The sequence below is a fragment of the Kitasatospora sp. NPDC001119 genome, from assembly GCF_053598475.1.
The window spans coordinates 14786-30384 of sequence record NZ_JBSFKI010000070.1 but is presented as its reverse complement, the minus strand read 5'-3'; the positions used below and the strand labels follow the sequence as shown (position 1 = coordinate 30384).

Genomic DNA, 15599 nt, shown 5'->3' with positions numbered 1-15599 from the left:
GCAGGGGGGACCCTGTGGGAGAGTAGGACGCCGCCGAACAATTCTTCAGAAGAACCCCCATCCGGGTCCCGGATGGGGGTTCTTCGCGTTTTCAGACTGTCTCATCGGTCGGTGTCACTTCCTCCACTCACAGGTGGTCCTAGGTCTACCTCGGTTTTGGGGTGCCATGGCCAGTGTGGGTGATGGACGGTTCGTGAAGACTGATGGAGGACGATCGGTACCGGCATCAGGAGCTTCCCGTGACAACAGTGAGTCGTACGAGCGGCGCGTCCGTACGTGCTCAGGCCCAGGCGGCCTTCAAGGCCGGCGGTGAGGGGCTGGCGCGGCTCGGTGTGGTGGTGTTGGCCGCGGTGCCGGGAGTGGTGCTGCCGGTGGGCGCGGCGATCTGCTCGGGGGCGGTCACGGCCCGGCTCCTGCAGTCGTACGACCTGGGCGTCTTCCTCTCGCTCCTGGTGGCAGCGACCGTCGGCGCCGTGGTGGCCGCCGCCAGCATTCGCCGTACCGCGAACCGCACCCGCGGCCAGCTGGAGCGCTGGTTCGGCATCCGGCTGCCGGTGGTCTACGAGCCCCGGCCGGAGCTGGAGCTGGACGGCCGGGGGCACTGGTGGACGGGCTACACCTACCACCGGTCGCGGACGGTGGCGAAGTACGTCCAGGTGGTCCACTGGGGCCTGCGGGACCGGACCACCCGCGCCGAGCTGCTCTGGCTGCTGGCGAACCCGTTCCTCGTGGTGGCCCTGGCCGGCCCGGTGGCCGTCCTGCTCGGGCTGGGCGGCGCCTACATCCTGGCCGGTCCGGTGCCGGCGGACGGGTTCGGCCCGTTGAGCAGCCGGATGGTGGCCGTCCTGCTGAGCGCCGTGCTCGGGGCCGCCATGATCGTCGCGGGCATACTCGCGGCACCGTACGCGGTGCGGGGGTACGTGGAGGCCGCCCGCCGGGTGCTGGACCAGGACGGCCGGGCGACGAACGCCCAGCTGACCAGGCGGGTGGCCGAGTTGACCGAGACCCGGGCGGACGCGGTCGGCAACCAGGCCGCCGAGCTGCGGAGGATCGAGCGGGACCTGCACGACGGCGCCCAGGCGCGACTGGTCGCGATCGGGATGACGCTGGGCACCATCGAGCACCTGATGGACACCGACCAGGAGGCCGCGCGGGAGCTCCTCGCCGAGGCCCGCCAGTCCTCGGCCCGGGCCCTCCAGGAGCTGCGGGACCTGGTGCGCGGCATCCACCCGCCGGTGCTCGCCGAGCGCGGGCTGGGCGACGCCGTCCGGGCGCTGGCGCTGGACAGCGCCCTGCCGACCGAGGTGTGCGTGAGCCTGCCGGACCGGCCGCCGGCGCCGGTGGAGGCCGCCGTGTACTTCAGCATCTGCGAGCTGCTGGCCAACGCGGCCAAGCACTCGGAGGCGGAGCAGGTGTGGGTGGACATCCTCTACCGGGCCGGCTTCCTACGGGTCACGGTGACGGACGACGGGGTGGGGGTGGCGGACCCTTCGCGGGGGACCGGACTGCGCGGGATCGAGAAGCGATTGGGTACCTTCGACGGTGTCCTCTCCATCGACAGCACGTCGGGCGGACCCACCACCATCACCTTGGAGTTGCCGTGCGAGTTGTCCTCGCCGAGGACCTCTACCTCCTTCGCGAAGGCCTGATCCGGCTGCTGGAAGCGCACGGCTTCACCATCGCCGCGGCGGTGGAGACCGGGCCCGAGCTGTTGGACGCGCTGCTGACCCACCGGCCGGACGTGGCCGTGGTCGACGTCCGGCTGCCCCCGACGCTCACCGACGAGGGCCTGCAGGCGGCGCTCAAGGCCCGTCGGGAGATCGCGGGCCTGCCGGTGCTGGTGCTGTCGCAGCACGTCCAGCAGCTCTACGCGCGGGAGTTGCTGGCCGACGGCACCGGGGGGATCGGCTACCTCCTGAAGGACCGGGTGTTCAACGCCGGGCAGTTCATCGACGCGGTCCGCCGGGTGGCGGCGGGCGGTACGGCGATGGACCCGGACGTTATCGCCAAGCTGATGCAGACCACCTCGCGCCGGCCCGGTCCGCTGCTGCGGCTCTCCCCGCGCGAGCGCGAGGTGTTGGAGCTGATGGCCGAGGGCTGTTCCAACTCGGCGATCGCCGCCCGCCTCTCGGTGAGCGACGGCGCGGTGGCCAAGCACATCGCCAACATCTTCGGCAAGCTCGAACTCGCCCCCGACGAGGACGCCAACCGCCGGGTGCTGGCGGTGCTGACCTACCTCAACGGCACGGCGGGGCAGACCGGCTGACGATCCGGCGGCGCCTCCGCTCCGACCCCGCGGGGTGCCGGGGGCCGGGTGCCGGGCCGCCGCACTGTGACACCCCAGGCTGTGGGCACGCTAAACACCTGTACGAGTAAACTCCGGTGAGCCGAGCCCGGAGGTTGCCCAGCCGTCCGGCGGCCCGACCAACGGGGTCCGGCGGCCCGACCAAACGGGACCCGGCAGCCGAGGCAGCGTACGGCAGCAGCCGACATCCAGGGGTTGATAGACGTAATGGCACGCCCAACGCTCACCAAGGCCCATCGGGGCCTGCTCGGCCTGGTCGCGGCCGGTGCCTTCATCATCTCGGGCATCGGCTTCGCGGGTTCGTACAACGCGGTGCGCGACCTGGCCGAGCAGAAGGGTTTTGGCGCCTTCTCCTACGCCTTCCCGATCGGTGTGGACGCCGGCATCGTCGTGCTCCTCGCGCTCGACCTGGTGCTGACCTGGCTGCGGATACCCTTCCCGATGCTGCGGCAGACCGCGTGGCTGCTGACCGTCGCCACCATCGCCTTCAACGCGGCCGCCTCCTGGGGCGACCCGCTGGGCATGGGGATGCACGCCGTCATCCCGGTGCTCTTCGTCGTCGTGGTCGAGGCCTCGCGGCACGCGGTCGGCCGGATCGCGGCGATCACTGCGGACCGCCACATGGAGTCGGTCCGGGTGATGCGCTGGCTCCTCTCCCCGGTGCCGACCTTCCGGCTCTGGCGGCGGATGAAGCTCTGGGAGCTCCGCTCCTACGACGAGGTCATCCGGCTGGAGCAGAACCGCCTGGTCTACCGGGCGCAGCTGCGCTTCCGGTATGGCCGCGGCTGGCGCCGTTCGGCACCGATCCAGGCGCTGCTGCCGCTCAAGCTCGCCAAGTTCGGCGTGCCGCTGGACCCGGCGCTGCTCGACCGGCTCGACGACGACGGCCGGGCGCGCGACGTCAAGGAGGTGCCGGCGGAGCAGGAGACGCCGGGGGTGGCCCCGCAGGAGAACCGCGTCGCCGCGGCCATCGCCCCGGCCGCCGAGGCCCACGCCCAGCAGCCCCCGCACCCGCAGCAGGCACCGCAGGCCGTCCAGCCGGCCGCCCCGCAGGTCCAGCACGCCCAGCCCGACCAGGTCCAGGGGCAGTCGCAGGCCCAGCCCGAGCAGCCGCAGCTGCAGGCGCCCGCTGCTGTCGCCCCGCTGTCCGCCGAGGTCGCCGCGCCGATGCTCGCGAAGCTGGCCGCCGTCCGGCTGCGGGCCGCCCAGGAGCCGGACGCGGCGGCGGAGGCCGCCCCGCAGCCGCGCGGCGAGGAGCTGAACGTCTGGACCGAGCGCCCGGTCCGCACCACCGGCCACCCGACCGACGCCGCCCCGGGCGGTCGGGTGCCCGGGCAGGCCTCGCCCTGGTTCAAGCCCCCGCGCCCGGTCGCCGAGGAGCCCGCCCCCGCCCCTGCCGCAGCCGTCGCCCCGGGCCCGGCCCCCGCGCCCGCGCCCGGTCCGCAGGCCCAGCACCCGGTCGGCCCGCAGCAGCGGTCCGAGCAGTTCGAGCAGCCCGAGCAGCCCGCCGAGTTCGCCCAGCCCACCGAGCTCGCGCAGCCGGTCCCGGCCGCCGAGTCGGCCCGCGCCGAGCAGTCCGCGTTCTCCCCGGCGCCCGCGCGCCTCGACCCGGACGTCGCCTACGCGGCGCTCGTCTCGTACATGGACGCCCACAGCCACCAGCCCGACCCCCAGCGCCTCGCCGACTGGCTGACCAGGGAGTACGGCGTCACCGGCAAGGGACCGGACGGCTCGGTCCACCCCAAGGAGGTCGCCGACCTCTACCCGGAGCTGAACGAGCGCTACGCCGCCGCCGGGCGGGACTGACCGCCGCCGCCACCGTCCAGGGCTCGGGCGGCCATTGACGCCCGATCCCGCCGGAGCTACCTTCGCCTCAACAAACTGTTGAAGCGCTGGTTCGGCATGGGGAGTGCGGATGACACGGGTCGGGGTCGACGGAAACGGGCCGGCGGACGGGGCCTCCTTCTCCACCGGGGCCCGTGCCGCCGTGGAGGCGCTGCTCGCCCCGGTCGACGCCGATCTGGCGCGCCGTTACCCGGGTGAGCCCGGGACCAGGCAGCCGGTGCACACCGTCTACGTCCCGGCCGACGCCTTCGGCGCCGACACCGTGCGGGAGTGGGGCCGCCGGGCCCTGGAGGCCTTCGACCGCCACGCCGCCACCCCCGCCGAACTGGCCCGAGCCCTCGGCGTCTCGGACGACGAGCTGCTCGCCGACGTGCACGCCCGGGTCCGCGCCAAGCTGCAGCGCGAGCCGGTCGAGGACCTGCGGATCGACTTCGAGGACGGGTACGGACCCCGCCCCGACGCCGAGGAGGACGCGGCCGCCGTCCGCGCCGCCGAGCTGGTCGCCGCGGCGGTGGCCGAGGGCGGCGCCCCGCCGTACCTCGGCATCCGGACCAAGTGCATGGAGGCCGCCGTCCGGGCCCGCGGCATCCGCACCCTGGAGCTGTTCCTGGCCACCCTGCTGGCCAACGGCGGGCTCCCGGAAGGCCTGGTCCTGACCCTGCCCAAGGTGACCTACGCCGAGCAGGTCACCGCGCTGGTCCGGCTGCTGGAGGACTTCGAGGGCCGGGCCGGGCTGCCCGCCGGCCGGATCGGCTTCGAGATCCAGATCGAGACCACCCAGGCGATCCTCGGCCCGGACGGCCGGGCCACCGTCGCCCGGATGATCGAGGCCGCCGAGGGGCGCGCCACCGGCCTGCACTACGGCACCTTCGACTACAGCGCCGCCTGCGGCGTCAGCGCGGCCCACCAGAGCATGGACCACCCGGTCGCCGACCACGCCAAGGCGGTCATGCAGGTGGCGGCCGCGGGCACCGGGGTGCGGCTCTCCGACGGTTCGACCAACGTCGTCCCGACCGGCTCCACCGAACAGGTGCACGCCGCCTGGAAGCTCCACCACGGCCTGGTCCGCCGCTCGCTGGCCCGCGCCTACCACCAGGGCTGGGACATGCACCCGGCACACCTGCCCACCCGCTACGTCGCGGTCTACTCCTTCTACCGCGAGGGCCTGGCGGCCGCCGCCGCGCGGCTGGCCGCGTACGTCGCCAAGGCGGGCGGCGACGTGATGGACGAGCCGGCCACCGCCCGGGCGCTGAGCGGCTACCTGCTGCGCGGACTGGACTGCGGCGCCGTCGACCTCACCGAGGTCACCGCGCTGACCGGCCTGGACCGCGGGCGGCTGAACGCCCTGGCCGGCCGCTGACCCGCCCGCGTCCGACAGCCGGGTCCCGGCCGTCGATCCTCCGGCTCGGCAGGCTCCCGGCCCCCGGCCGTTGATCCCTCCCGTCGTGCGCCAACTAGGCTGGCGGTGCCGCCCCGGTGTCCCGGGGCGCGCGCCGTCAGCCTTCACCGTCCTCGGGAGGACCCCCGCGCCATGTCCGCCACGCCGGAGCCCACCGCCAGGCCGTACCTCACCATCCGGCGGGCCGGCAGCCACGAGACCGAGATCAAGAAGTCCCGGTTCATCTGCCACCTCGCCCGGGTCACCGACGAGGAGGGGGCGCAGGCCTTCATCGCGGGCATCCGCAAGCAGTACTGGGACGCCCGGCACAACTGCACCGCCTTCGTGGTCGGCGACGAGCAGCGCCGCGAGCGCTCCAGCGACGACGGCGAACCCGGCGGCACGGCCGGGGTGCCGATGCTGGAGGTGCTGCGCCGACGCGGGCTGACCGACACGGTCGCCGTGGTCACCCGGTACTTCGGCGGGATCAAGCTCGGCGCGGGCGGCCTGGTGCGGGCGTACGGGAACGCGGTGTCGGAGGCGGTGGACGAGGTCGGCCTGCTGGAGCGCAGGCCGGTCGCGCTGCTCGCGGTGACGGTGGACCACGTCCGGGCCGGGCGGGTGGAGAACGACCTGCGGGCGGCCGGGTACACGGTGAGCGACCTGGCCTACGAGGCCGCCGGGGTGCGGATCGAGGTGGGGGTGCCGGAGCCGGACGTGGCGGACTTCCACACCTGGCTGGCCGAGGCGACCGGCGGTACCGCGGTGGCGGTCCCGGCCGGCCGCACGTACGTCGAGGTGCCGGTCTGACCCGAGGTGCCGCTCTGGCCGCGGGGGCGGGGGGTAGCTCCTGGGCCCCGGGGGTCGGACGATCCGTCGGACGGCCCGTGACCGGCCGTTTCCCGTAGCCCAGGCCCCGCGCCACGCGGAAGACCGCTTGAGCAGATTCACCCGAACGTAGTGTCGTAGCCCGGAGTTGGAACTTCCGCTCCGGGCCGTGGCGTTTCCTGGGCAAGGCTCCGGCAGAACCGGACGAAACCATCGATGGAGGACACAGGACCCCACCCCGCACCACGGAGGTATGCGCATGACCTCGGATCGATCGACCTCGAATTCCCAGTCCGCGACGAACCCGACCTCGAACCGCCCCACGAGCCACTCGACGAACCACCCGACGAGCCGTCCGACCTCGAACCATCCGATCGCGAACCGCCCCGCCCCGAACCGCGTCCGCTCGCACGCCGCCGCAGACCTGCCCGGTCCCCGCGGCCCCGCGACGCCCTACCGGATGACGGTCACCACGGCCCTCTCACACGCCGAGGCCGTCGCCCTGGCCGACGAACAACTGGCCTGCTGGCTGAAGCAGGAGGGCTTCGAGGAGCCCCCGCCGGCCCACCGCGCCCCCGCCGAGCAGGGCACCGAGCCGGCTCCCACCGCCGAGCGCCTCCGCCTGGGCGAGCGCGTCCTGCTCGACCGCGACCAGGGTCCGCTGCGCGGCGGCCCGGGCGCCGGGCGGTACGACCGCCGCCGCCTGCGCACCCCGGCCCCGCACGGCACCCAGCAGCTCACCCTCACCGTGGCCACCGGTTCCGACGGCCCCACCTGGGTCCGGCTGGAGGCCGAGACCCACAGCACCGGCAGCGGTGTGCGCACCCCGTGCCGGGTGCCGGTGCCCGAACTCGCCCGCACGCTCCTCCCGCTGCTCGACGCCACCGACGGCCCGACCGTCGTGCACTCCGGCCCCCGGGTGATCACGGCCGACGAGGTCGACGCCCTGATCGACGAGCTGTGCGACCCCGAGCGCAGGCTGCCCACCGTGGTGGCCAGCGTCCCGGTGAACCTGCCGCTCGACAGCTGGGTGCGGGACGTGGTGGCCCCGCTCTGCCAGCAGCTGCCCGGCCTCGCCACCGCCTACGTGCTGGACCCCGGCGCCCGCACCGGGTTCAACGTCGCGCTGGAGTACCACACCGTCTACGGCGGGGCGGTGCGCACCTACCTGCCCGAGGTCGACCCGGCCTCCCGGCAGGACAGCGCCCGACATCCGGTACTCGCCCGGGGCCGAATAGAAGAGGACCTGCGCCGCGCCGCCGGGCTGCTCGCCCGCGAGCCGCGCCGCCTGGCCGCGGAGCAGCCGCTGCCACCGTCGCTGGCGGCCGTCCCGGTGCTGCGCGTCCCGCCGCCGCAGCTCCGCCGGGACGCGGGGCAGACCGGGGAGCAGGCCGTGGCACACGCCGCGGAGCAGGCCGTCGGTCAGGTGGCCGAGGAGACCGTCGAGGGGGCGCCCGCGGGCACCGCCGAGCAGGTCGTCGAACGGACCTCCGGCCCGGCCGCCCCGTACCAGGGCGTCGAGCTGGCCGCGCTCGCCCGGGAAGAGCAACAGGACCGCGCCGAGCAGCAGGCCAGGGCCGACGAGCTGGAGCGGGTCCGGCACACCCTGCGCGTGGAGCGCCGCGAACACCGGGAACGCGGCCAGGGCCGGGAGGGCCGCGACGGCCGGGACGTCCGCGAGGGTCGTCTCCGCTCCGGAGCCCGCGCCCTGACCGGGCGCCACTGCGTGGCGCCGGGCGGCGGACCGGTCGGCGGGCCGCACTCCGTGGTCCAGCCCCCCGACGGCTGCGGCACGCCCGACACCTTCACCGAACTCATGGCCAGACTGGGCGAGTTCCCGCTGGTGACCTTCACCGGTGACCAGAAGGTCGCGCTCGCCCTGGACGAGCTGCAGTGCGCCGGCGCCGGCTGGGCCCGGCTCGCCTGGGACGGGCTGACGGCACTCCAGGAGTACGCCGAGGCGGCCGTGCGCGGTGCGGCCGGCGGGGACTTCAAGCAGTGGTGCGAGCGCACGCCCGAGGGCTGTCACCGCTTCCCGCCCCGCAAGGCGGTCCGCGGGGAGTCCCGGACGGTGTTCAGCCACACCAAGTGGAAGCGCGAGCGGATGCTGCCGGTCCCGGAATGCGTCGACTCCTCCCGGCGCGCGTTCATGGGCGCGCACCTGCGGATCGGCGGCGGCCGCACCGCGCCCCGGCTGCACTACCTGGACGACTGCTCCGGCAGCGGCCGGATCTACGTCGGCTACATCGGCCTGCACCTCACCAACACCCGGACCAACTGAGCGGCTTGGCTGACCGCCGCGCCCGTTCGGGGGACAATGTCCGGCAGGGGCGGGCCCACAGGTTCGCCGATCGCCCCGGGCAGGCGCCGGACGAGCATGGGGGAACGACGACCGATGCAGTACTCAGCAGACGGCCAGTCCGACGGAACCGCCACCGTCCAGTTCCCCCGGCCGGGCTTCCTCGCCTCGGTCTTCCGCGACCTCGGAGCCGAGAACGGCCAGGAGCCGGACGGCGCCGCCGCCGACCGCCCCCGTGGCGGTGCGACCGGTGACGGCCCGTCCGGCGACGGGCCGACCGGTGACAGACCGACCGACAGCGGACCCACTGGCAATGGGCGCACCGACAACGGCCCCACTGGCAACGGACCGACCGGTGAAGGACCGTCCGAGCCCGGCCCCGGCGAGGCCGACCCGGACGAGGCCGTGGCGGCGCACGCCCGGGCCGCGACCCTGACCCACCACCGCACCCGCGCCGTCCAGGCCGAGCACGACCGGCTGGCCGACCTGCTGCGCCGCGCCGCGCTGCCCGTCTCCGCCATGGACTTCGAGAGCCAGCTGCGCCACTACCAGCCCCGCCCCTACCCGGCCGACGGCCCCGGCGGCGGCGCCGAGGAGGAGTCCGAGCCCCGCTGGCAGGACTTCGCGCCCGCCGAACCGCCCGTGGCCGACCCGGAGGGCGGCCCGTCCCGCCGGCTGCTCGACTCCGGCTACCAGCGCGAGCTGGCCCAGGCCCGGCTCACCCACCAGCGCGCCCTGCGCGAGTGGCGCACCCGCCGGGCCGAGGCCGGCAGCCCGGCCGCCGACGAGTCCCGGCGCGCCCACGAGGCGGCCGAGGAGGCCCGGGCCCGCGCCGTGCGCGAGTACAACGAGAGCCTGGAGGAGTGCCGTCGGGCCTACCGGCTGGCCGAGCCGGCCGCCGTGGAGTCGCTGCTGGAACGGGCGCTGGCCGCCGCCGAGACCGCCACCCAGGACCTGCCCGCCCCCTGCCGGGCGGTCTTCCGCCCGCTCACCCGCACCGCCGTCCTGGACCTCGACCTGCCGCCGCTCGACCTGGTGCCCTCGCTCGCCGGCTACCGGCTCGCCCCGGACGGCGACATCCTCCCGGTGCCGCGCCCGCCCGCGGACCGGGCCACCGACTACCTGCGGCTGGTCGCCCGGCTCGCCCTGCGGGCCCTGCAGGCCGCCGATGCCGTGGACACCGACGAGATACTCGCCGGCGTCGTCCTCAACGGCTGGCTGCGCGATCCCGCCGCGGCCGAGCCGCTCTGCCTGGTCAGCGTGGACGCCGACCGCGACGCACTGGCCCGTACCCGGCTGCTTCCGCCGGGCACCCCGTACGAGGAGCGCGACGACGAGGGCGTCTACGCCGACGCCGAGCAGGACGAGGCCCTGGTACGGCTGCGCCAGCTCGGCGCCGCCGTCACCCCGGACCCGTACGACCGGGCCGGTGTCCGGCCCGCCGCCCAGGCCGGGGCCACCGTGCCGGCCGCCGCCGACCTGTCCGCCAACGAGTTCGCCCAGCTGGTGCGGGACCTGCTGACCCGCGGCGGGATCGCGCAGTGGAGCGTCCGGCTGCGCGGCCCGGCCGGGCTGGTCGCCACCGGCGAGGGCGCCCCCGGCACCTCGCTGCCCGGCCGCTGGGTGGTGTGGGCCTCCCGGGACACCGGGTCGATCGGCGCCGAGCAGATCGAGACCCTGGCCGAGGCGGTCGGGGAGGAGTCCGCCGAGCGCGGCCTGCGGCTGACCACCGGCCGGTTCACCGAGGAGGTGCTGGACCTCACCGCCGAGGAGGGCCGCCGGCACATCCACCTGATCGACGGCGACGGCGTCCGCGAACTCGCCCACACCCACCTCGGCCTCCCGCTCGCCACCGGCGGCTGACCCGCCGCCCGCTCACCACATCGGCCCTGCTCGGCAGCCTTTGCCCACCGCCCCGTCCCGGCGGGTCGGCCCGTCGCCGGCCTCACCCGAACGGCCCATCCGTCGGGCGCCCCGGCAGGTCCGGGCCGAGGCTGGGGGAACGGCACCCCGGCCCCGGCACCCCCGGGTGATCACCGTCGAACGGGCGTCCGGTACGGTCGGCGGTCGGCCCGGCCACAGGCGGATCCCAGGGGGAGAGGAATGGGCAGAGCGCTCGGCGCACCACCCGGCGAAGGCCCCGGCGACTCGGCCGGACCTGTGAAGGAGCCGGACCGATGACCGCCGTACTGGTCGCCGCCGCGGCGTTCCTGATGACCCTGATCGGCGGTTTCGTCGCCCAGCGCACCCGCGACCGCCGCCACCTGCTGCTCGGCTTCGCCGCCGGACTGATGCTCGGCGTGGTCGCCTTCGACCTGCTGCCCGAGGCGCTCCACCAGGCGCCGGGCGAGGTGCACGGCGTGCCGCAGGCGCTGCTGCTGTTCGCGGCCGGCTTCCTCACCATCCACGTGATCGAGCGCGCCGTCGCGATCCACCGCGGCCACGAGGGCGAGTACGCCGCGCACTCCCACGGCCACCACCACGGGGACGCCCGCTCCGCCGGGCACCAGGGCGTCGGGCTGACCGCCGCACTGGCCCTGGTCGGGCACAGCGTGATGGACGGCTTCGCGATCGGCGCCGCCTTCCAGGCGGGCACCACGGTCGGCACGGTGGTGGCCATCGCCGTGGTCGCGCACGACTTCGCCGACGGCTTCAACACGTACACGATCACCCGCCTGTACGGGAACAACCGGCGGCGGGCGCTGACCCTGCTCGCCGCGGACGCGGTGGCCCCGGTGTCCGGCGCGGCGATCACCCTGGCGTTCACCATCCCGGGGCACCTGCTCGGCCTCTACCTGGGCTTCTTCTCCGGCTTCCTGCTCTACCTGGCGACCTCCGACATCCTCCCCGAGGCGCACAGCCCGCACCCCTCGCGCAGCACCCTGCTCTGCACCGTGGCCGGGGTCGGCTTCATGTGGCTGGTGATCGGCTTCGCGGGCTGAGGCCCGCACCGGTCCTCAGCCCTCGGACCGATCGGCCCGTCCGGCGGGAGACCGGCCGCCGCGGCCCTCAGCCCGGAAGCCGCCCCCAGCACTCCCGCATCGAGGCCAGCGCCTCGGTGATGGCCGGCCGCCGGGAGGCCTGGGAGCGCCAGAGCGCGAACACCCGGCGGCCCGGCTCCGGCGCCACCCGGCGGGCCGCCACCCCGGGCGGCAGCGGGCCCCGTCCGAGCCTCGGCACCAGGCCCATTCCCAGACCGGCCGCGACCAGCGCGATCTGGGTCTCGAACTCCCCGACCTGGTAGCGCACGTCCGGCTCCTCGCCGGCCTCGCGCAGGGTGCGGACCAGCCAGTCGTGGCAGATGTTGCCCGGGGGCACGCTGATCCAGCGCTGCCCGCACAGCCGCTCCACCGGCACCGGGTCGAGCGCGGCCAGGTCGTCGTCGGCGGGCAGCAGCAGGTCCACCGGGTCCGTGCCGAGGTCCATCCGGGAGACCCCCTCCTGCACCGGCAGCGGCACGGTCGGCCAGTCCTGCACCAGCGCCAGGTCCACCTCGCCCCGGGCCACCAGCTCGGCCGCCGGGTACGGGTCGCGCTCCAGCAGCCGGACGTCCAGCTCCGGGCAGCGCCGCCGCAGGTCGGCCAGCGCCCCGGGCATCAGTCCGCGGGCACCGGACGGGAACGCGGCCACCAGCAGCCGCCCGACGGCCTGGCCGCGCTGCTCCTCCAGCCGCACCTCGGCCTGCTCCACCAGCCCCAGCACGGTCTGCGCGGTGACGGCCAGCTCGCGCGCCGCGTCGGTCAGCACCACGCCGCGGCCCTGCCGCTCCAGCAGCACCGTCCGGGTCTCCCGCTCCAGCTTGGCGATCTGCTGCGAGACCGCCGAGGGCGTGAAGCCGAGTGCCGCGGCCGCCCCGCCGACCGAGCCGTGCACCGCCACCGCGTGCAGCGCCCGCAGGCGCCCCAGGTCCATCATGCAGCGATACTAAAGCGTCCCCTTCAGAATTCATCGCTGGTGCTGAACGGTCCGGCGCCACCATGCTCGACCCATGACCGCGACAACCGCCGCCGCTCCGAGCGGCCGGAACAGCATGAGCAGTACAGGCAGCACGACCGGCACGACCGGCACGACCGGCACGACCGGCACGGGCGGCACCGGCGGCCGGGGCGGCATGAGCCCCCGCCACATCGCCCTGGCCGTCCTGGTGGCCGCCGTCTGGGGCCTCAACTTCGTCCTGATCCACGTCGGCCTGGACAACTTCCCGCCGCTGCTCTTCTGCGCCCTGCGGTTCGCCGTCGTCGCGGTGCCGGCGGTCTTCTTCGTCGGCCCGCCCAAGGTGGCCTGGCGCTGGGTGCTGGCGGTCGGCGTGGTCCTCGGGGTGGTCAAGTTCGGACTGCTCTTCCTCGGCATGCACGCCGGGATGACGGCCGGGATCTCCTCGCTGGTGCTCCAGGGGCAGGCCGGCTTCACCGCGCTGTTCGCCGCCGTGCTGCTGCGCGAACGCCCCGGCGGGCAGCGGCTGGCGGGCCTGGCGGTCGCCTTCGCCGGCATCGCGCTGAGCGCCTGGGACCAGGGCGCCGGAGGCCCGCTCGGGGCCTTCGCCCTGGTCGTCCTGGCCGCCGTCGCCTGGGGGCTGGCCAACGTGCTGACCCGCAGGGCCGCGCCGCCGGACGCGCTGCGCTGGATGGTCTGGGTCAGCGCCGTCCCGCCGCTGCCGCTGCTGGGCCTGTCCCTGCTGGTCGAGGGCCCCGAGGCGGACCTGCGCGCCCTGCGTGACATCACCCCGGCCGGACTGGGCGCGATCGGCTACGTCGGGCTGGTCTCCACCCTGCTCGGCTTCGTCGCCTGGAGCTTCCTGCTGCGCAGCTACGACGCGACCGCCGTCGCGCCCTACTCGCTGCTGGTGCCGGTGTTCGGGATGTCCTCGGCCTGGCTGCTGCTCGGCGAGCGGATCAGCCCGCCGGCCGCCGCGGCCGCGCTGCTGGTGATCACCGGGATCGGGATCACCGCGCTGCGTCCCGGTGCCGCTAGCGGCGTGGCGGCCCGGCTGCGAGGAAGCGGGCCTCGGCGGAGCGCAGCACCCGCAGCAGCACCTCCTCGTCGGCGGGGCTGACCTCGCCGAAGTACTCCTGGGCCACCTCGTCCCGGACCTGCCCGATCCGCTCCACCGCCGCCCGTCCGGCCTCGGTCAGCAGGATCCGCACCGCCCGCCGGTCGGCCGGGTCGGGGCTGCGCTCGACCAGGCCGGCCTCCTCCAGCGCGTCGACCACGGTGGTCGCCGAGCGCGGGGCGATGTGCAGTTTGTCGGCGAGGTCGCTCAGCCGCATCGCGTGGTCCGGCGTCTCGCAGCCGGGCACGTGGGCGAGCGTGCGCAGGGCCCGGGCCTGGCCGGGGGTGATGCCGTACGGCTCCAGCCGCCAGCCGGTCTGACGGCGGATCCGCTTGATCGCCCTGGTCATCGCGTCGGCCAGCTCGGCGGCGGTGCCCGGGGTGCCGGGCCGGGGGCCGGGGGAGGGGTCCGCCGGTTCGTCGGTCGGCGTGGTGGTCATCGGCGGTCTCCTCGGCTGGCGTCCGCCCAAGGGTAGCCGTCGGTCCGGGGCCCGTGGCGGGCGGCGGAAGACGATCGCGGAAAAATGTTGAGCTTGACTCAGTATCTGGGTTAGCGTTGCTCCCAAGTGAGGGAACCCTAAGTTCCCGTCCCCGACCAATGGAGGGCCCATGCCCCGCTCCGAAGCCCGCGTCGCCACCGACCGCCCGGGCCGTTACGCCAAGCAGCTCACCGCCCACATGGGGCGCAAGATCGAGGCCGTCTACTCCGAGGAGACCGGCCGCGGCACGATGGTCTTCGGCGCCGGCACCGCCACCCTGGAGGCCCAGCCGGACGCGCTGCTGCTCACCGTCGAGGGCGAGCGCGACAAGCTGCCCGGCCTGGAGGACGTCGTCGGCCGCCACCTGGTCCGCTTCGGCGCCCGCGACGAACTCGTCATCGAGTGGCACCGGGACAACGGCGAGCCCGGCCTGGTTCACCGCAACGAGGACCCCGAGGCCTGACCGCCCCCGGCACCCGGCCCGGGCAGCCACCGGGCCAGCGGCCACAGCACCAGGACGGCCAGGCACCAACTCGCCACCACGTCCAACAGCCAGTGGAAGTCGCTCCACACCAGCCCCGCGCCCACCCCGAGCGACAGCAGCACCGCACCCGCCGCCAACTGCCGGGCGGCGCGCGGCCCCGCCACCCGGGCCAGCAGCAGCGCCGCCACCCCGTACGAGATCGCCGCGGTCGCGGTGTGCCCGGACGGGTACCAGCCCCACTGGCCCGCCGTCAGCGGCTCCCCGAGCGGACCGGGCCGGGCGAAGGCCGACTTCGCCGGGACCACCAGCAGCGGGATCAGCACCGAGGTCAGCGCCGCCACCGGCAGCGGCAGCCACCAGCGCCCGGCCCCGGCCCGGCGCCCCCGCCAGGCGGCCAACGCGCCGGCCAGCAGCAGCACCGGGACCGCCGGGACGCCGCCGCCCAGGTCCGACAGGAAGTGGCCGAGCCGGTCCAGCAGCGCGTCCGGGACGTCCCGGTGGGCCGTACGGACGGCCCGGCGGACCGAACGGTCCACGCCGAGCAGCGGCCCCTCCACCGCGACCTGCCAGGACACCACCACCAGCAGCACCGCCGCCGTCACCGGGACGGCCACCGACCGGGCCACCCGGCCCAGGACGACGGACAGCCGCCCCGGAGCAGGGGGGAGAGCTCCGGGGCGGCCCTGATGATCGCCGTTCCGTGCGCCCCGGGGGGTGTGGGTCGGACGGTCGGTCGATCGGCCTTCGGTGTGCGCCGGCCCTCCCGGGCCGACCTGGTCGTCCTCGTCCGGCACCCGCGGAACCGGCCCCGGAGGGGGCCCCGCGGACGGCCGCGCCCATGGCTGAGGCTCGCTGTCCATCTGCGATGACACTACGTCAACAGCCCTTCCGCGCCGAGCGCCTTCAGCGATTCCGCACACCATCTTCACCCT

Annotated in this window: 13 protein-coding genes; 10 read left to right on the top strand and 3 right to left on the bottom strand. The window is 75.2% G+C overall.

Annotated elements, in window-relative coordinates:
- Positions 1-239 precede the first annotated feature (239 nt).
- The 8 genes from ACWDD9_RS42390 to ACWDD9_RS42355 all read left to right on the top strand — a co-directional run bounded on the left by ACWDD9_RS42390 (position 240) and on the right by ACWDD9_RS42355 (position 11597).
- Positions 240-1649: a sensor histidine kinase gene (locus ACWDD9_RS42390; protein WP_449814605.1), complete on the top strand. Its 1410-nt coding sequence runs from the start codon at positions 240-242 to the stop codon at positions 1647-1649.
- Positions 1601-2266, top strand: coding sequence for a response regulator transcription factor (locus ACWDD9_RS42385; RefSeq protein WP_049659962.1), 666 nt, complete (start codon positions 1601-1603; stop codon positions 2264-2266). The genes ACWDD9_RS42390 and ACWDD9_RS42385 overlap by 49 nt, the downstream gene beginning before the upstream one ends.
- Before the next feature lie 246 nt (positions 2267-2512).
- Complete coding sequence (locus ACWDD9_RS42380) at positions 2513-4111, top strand: DUF2637 domain-containing protein (RefSeq protein WP_449814604.1); 1599 nt, start codon at positions 2513-2515, stop codon at positions 4109-4111.
- A 109-nt stretch (positions 4112-4220) separates the two neighbouring features.
- Positions 4221-5510 (top strand): DUF6986 family protein, encoded by a 1290-nt coding sequence (locus ACWDD9_RS42375; RefSeq protein WP_387830903.1) that lies wholly within the window; start codon positions 4221-4223, stop codon positions 5508-5510.
- Between the two features lie 171 nt (positions 5511-5681).
- Positions 5682-6338 carry a YigZ family protein gene (locus ACWDD9_RS42370; RefSeq protein WP_049659555.1) on the top strand — a complete coding sequence of 219 codons (657 nt, stop codon included), beginning with the start codon at positions 5682-5684 and terminating at the stop codon, positions 6336-6338.
- Between the two features lie 478 nt (positions 6339-6816).
- Complete coding sequence (locus ACWDD9_RS42365; RefSeq protein WP_449814603.1) at positions 6817-8637, top strand: hypothetical protein; 1821 nt, start codon at positions 6817-6819, stop codon at positions 8635-8637.
- A gap of 114 nt (positions 8638-8751) precedes the next feature.
- On the top strand, positions 8752-10518 hold the full coding sequence (locus tag ACWDD9_RS42360) for a restriction endonuclease (protein WP_449814602.1): 1767 nt from the start codon (positions 8752-8754) through the stop codon (positions 10516-10518).
- A gap of 314 nt (positions 10519-10832) precedes the next feature.
- A complete protein-coding gene (locus tag ACWDD9_RS42355) occupies positions 10833-11597 on the top strand; it encodes a ZIP family metal transporter (protein ID WP_449814601.1) in 765 nt (254 codons plus the stop codon).
- Positions 11598-11664: 67 nt separating this feature from the next.
- Here the strand turns inward: ACWDD9_RS42355 and ACWDD9_RS42350 are convergent, their stop codons facing one another.
- Complete coding sequence (locus ACWDD9_RS42350) at positions 11665-12570, bottom strand: LysR family transcriptional regulator (RefSeq protein ID WP_049651306.1); 906 nt, start codon at positions 12568-12570, stop codon at positions 11665-11667.
- 196 nt (positions 12571-12766) lie between these two features.
- Here ACWDD9_RS42350 and ACWDD9_RS42345 point away from each other — a divergent pair, with 196 nt between their 5' ends.
- Entirely contained in the window at positions 12767-13708 is a 942-nt protein-coding gene (locus ACWDD9_RS42345; protein WP_449814606.1) for an EamA family transporter, read from the top strand.
- Here the strand turns inward: ACWDD9_RS42345 and ACWDD9_RS42340 are convergent.
- A complete protein-coding gene (locus tag ACWDD9_RS42340) occupies positions 13623-14144 on the bottom strand; it encodes a MarR family winged helix-turn-helix transcriptional regulator (protein WP_049651305.1) in 522 nt (173 codons plus the stop codon). The two genes, ACWDD9_RS42345 and ACWDD9_RS42340, sit on opposite strands and share 86 nt — an antisense overlap.
- A gap of 169 nt (positions 14145-14313) precedes the next feature.
- Here ACWDD9_RS42340 and ACWDD9_RS42335 point away from each other — a divergent pair, with 169 nt between their 5' ends.
- Complete coding sequence (locus tag ACWDD9_RS42335) at positions 14314-14646, top strand: DUF2218 domain-containing protein (protein ID WP_049651304.1); 333 nt, start codon at positions 14314-14316, stop codon at positions 14644-14646.
- Here ACWDD9_RS42335 and ACWDD9_RS42330 read toward each other — a convergent pair.
- Positions 14619-15293: a phosphatase PAP2 family protein gene (locus ACWDD9_RS42330; RefSeq protein WP_449814600.1), complete on the bottom strand. Its 675-nt coding sequence runs from the start codon at positions 15291-15293 to the stop codon at positions 14619-14621. The two genes, ACWDD9_RS42335 and ACWDD9_RS42330, sit on opposite strands and share 28 nt — an antisense overlap.
- Positions 15294-15599: the final 306 nt, after the last annotated feature.

Excerpts from the sequence above, each read along its gene's own strand:
- ACWDD9_RS42370 (WP_049659555.1), top strand. The coding sequence starts at position 5,682 with ATGTCCGCCACGCCGGAGCCCACCGCCAGGCCGTACCTCACCATCCGG.
- ACWDD9_RS42345 (WP_449814606.1), top strand. The coding sequence starts at position 12,767 with ATGAGCCCCCGCCACATCGCCCTGGCCGTCCTGGTGGCCGCCGTCTGG.
- ACWDD9_RS42375 (WP_387830903.1), top strand. The coding sequence starts at position 4,221 with ATGACACGGGTCGGGGTCGACGGAAACGGGCCGGCGGACGGGGCCTCC.
- ACWDD9_RS42355 (WP_449814601.1), top strand. The coding sequence starts at position 10,833 with ATGACCGCCGTACTGGTCGCCGCCGCGGCGTTCCTGATGACCCTGATC.
- ACWDD9_RS42380 (WP_449814604.1), top strand. The coding sequence starts at position 2,513 with ATGGCACGCCCAACGCTCACCAAGGCCCATCGGGGCCTGCTCGGCCTG.
- ACWDD9_RS42335 (WP_049651304.1), top strand. The coding sequence starts at position 14,314 with ATGCCCCGCTCCGAAGCCCGCGTCGCCACCGACCGCCCGGGCCGTTAC.
- ACWDD9_RS42365 (WP_449814603.1), top strand. The coding sequence starts at position 6,817 with ATGACGGTCACCACGGCCCTCTCACACGCCGAGGCCGTCGCCCTGGCC.
- ACWDD9_RS42350 (WP_049651306.1), bottom strand. The coding sequence starts at position 12,570 with ATGATGGACCTGGGGCGCCTGCGGGCGCTGCACGCGGTGGCGGTGCAC.
- ACWDD9_RS42340 (WP_049651305.1), bottom strand. The coding sequence starts at position 14,144 with ATGACCACCACGCCGACCGACGAACCGGCGGACCCCTCCCCCGGCCCC.
- ACWDD9_RS42360 (WP_449814602.1), top strand. The coding sequence starts at position 8,752 with ATGCAGTACTCAGCAGACGGCCAGTCCGACGGAACCGCCACCGTCCAG.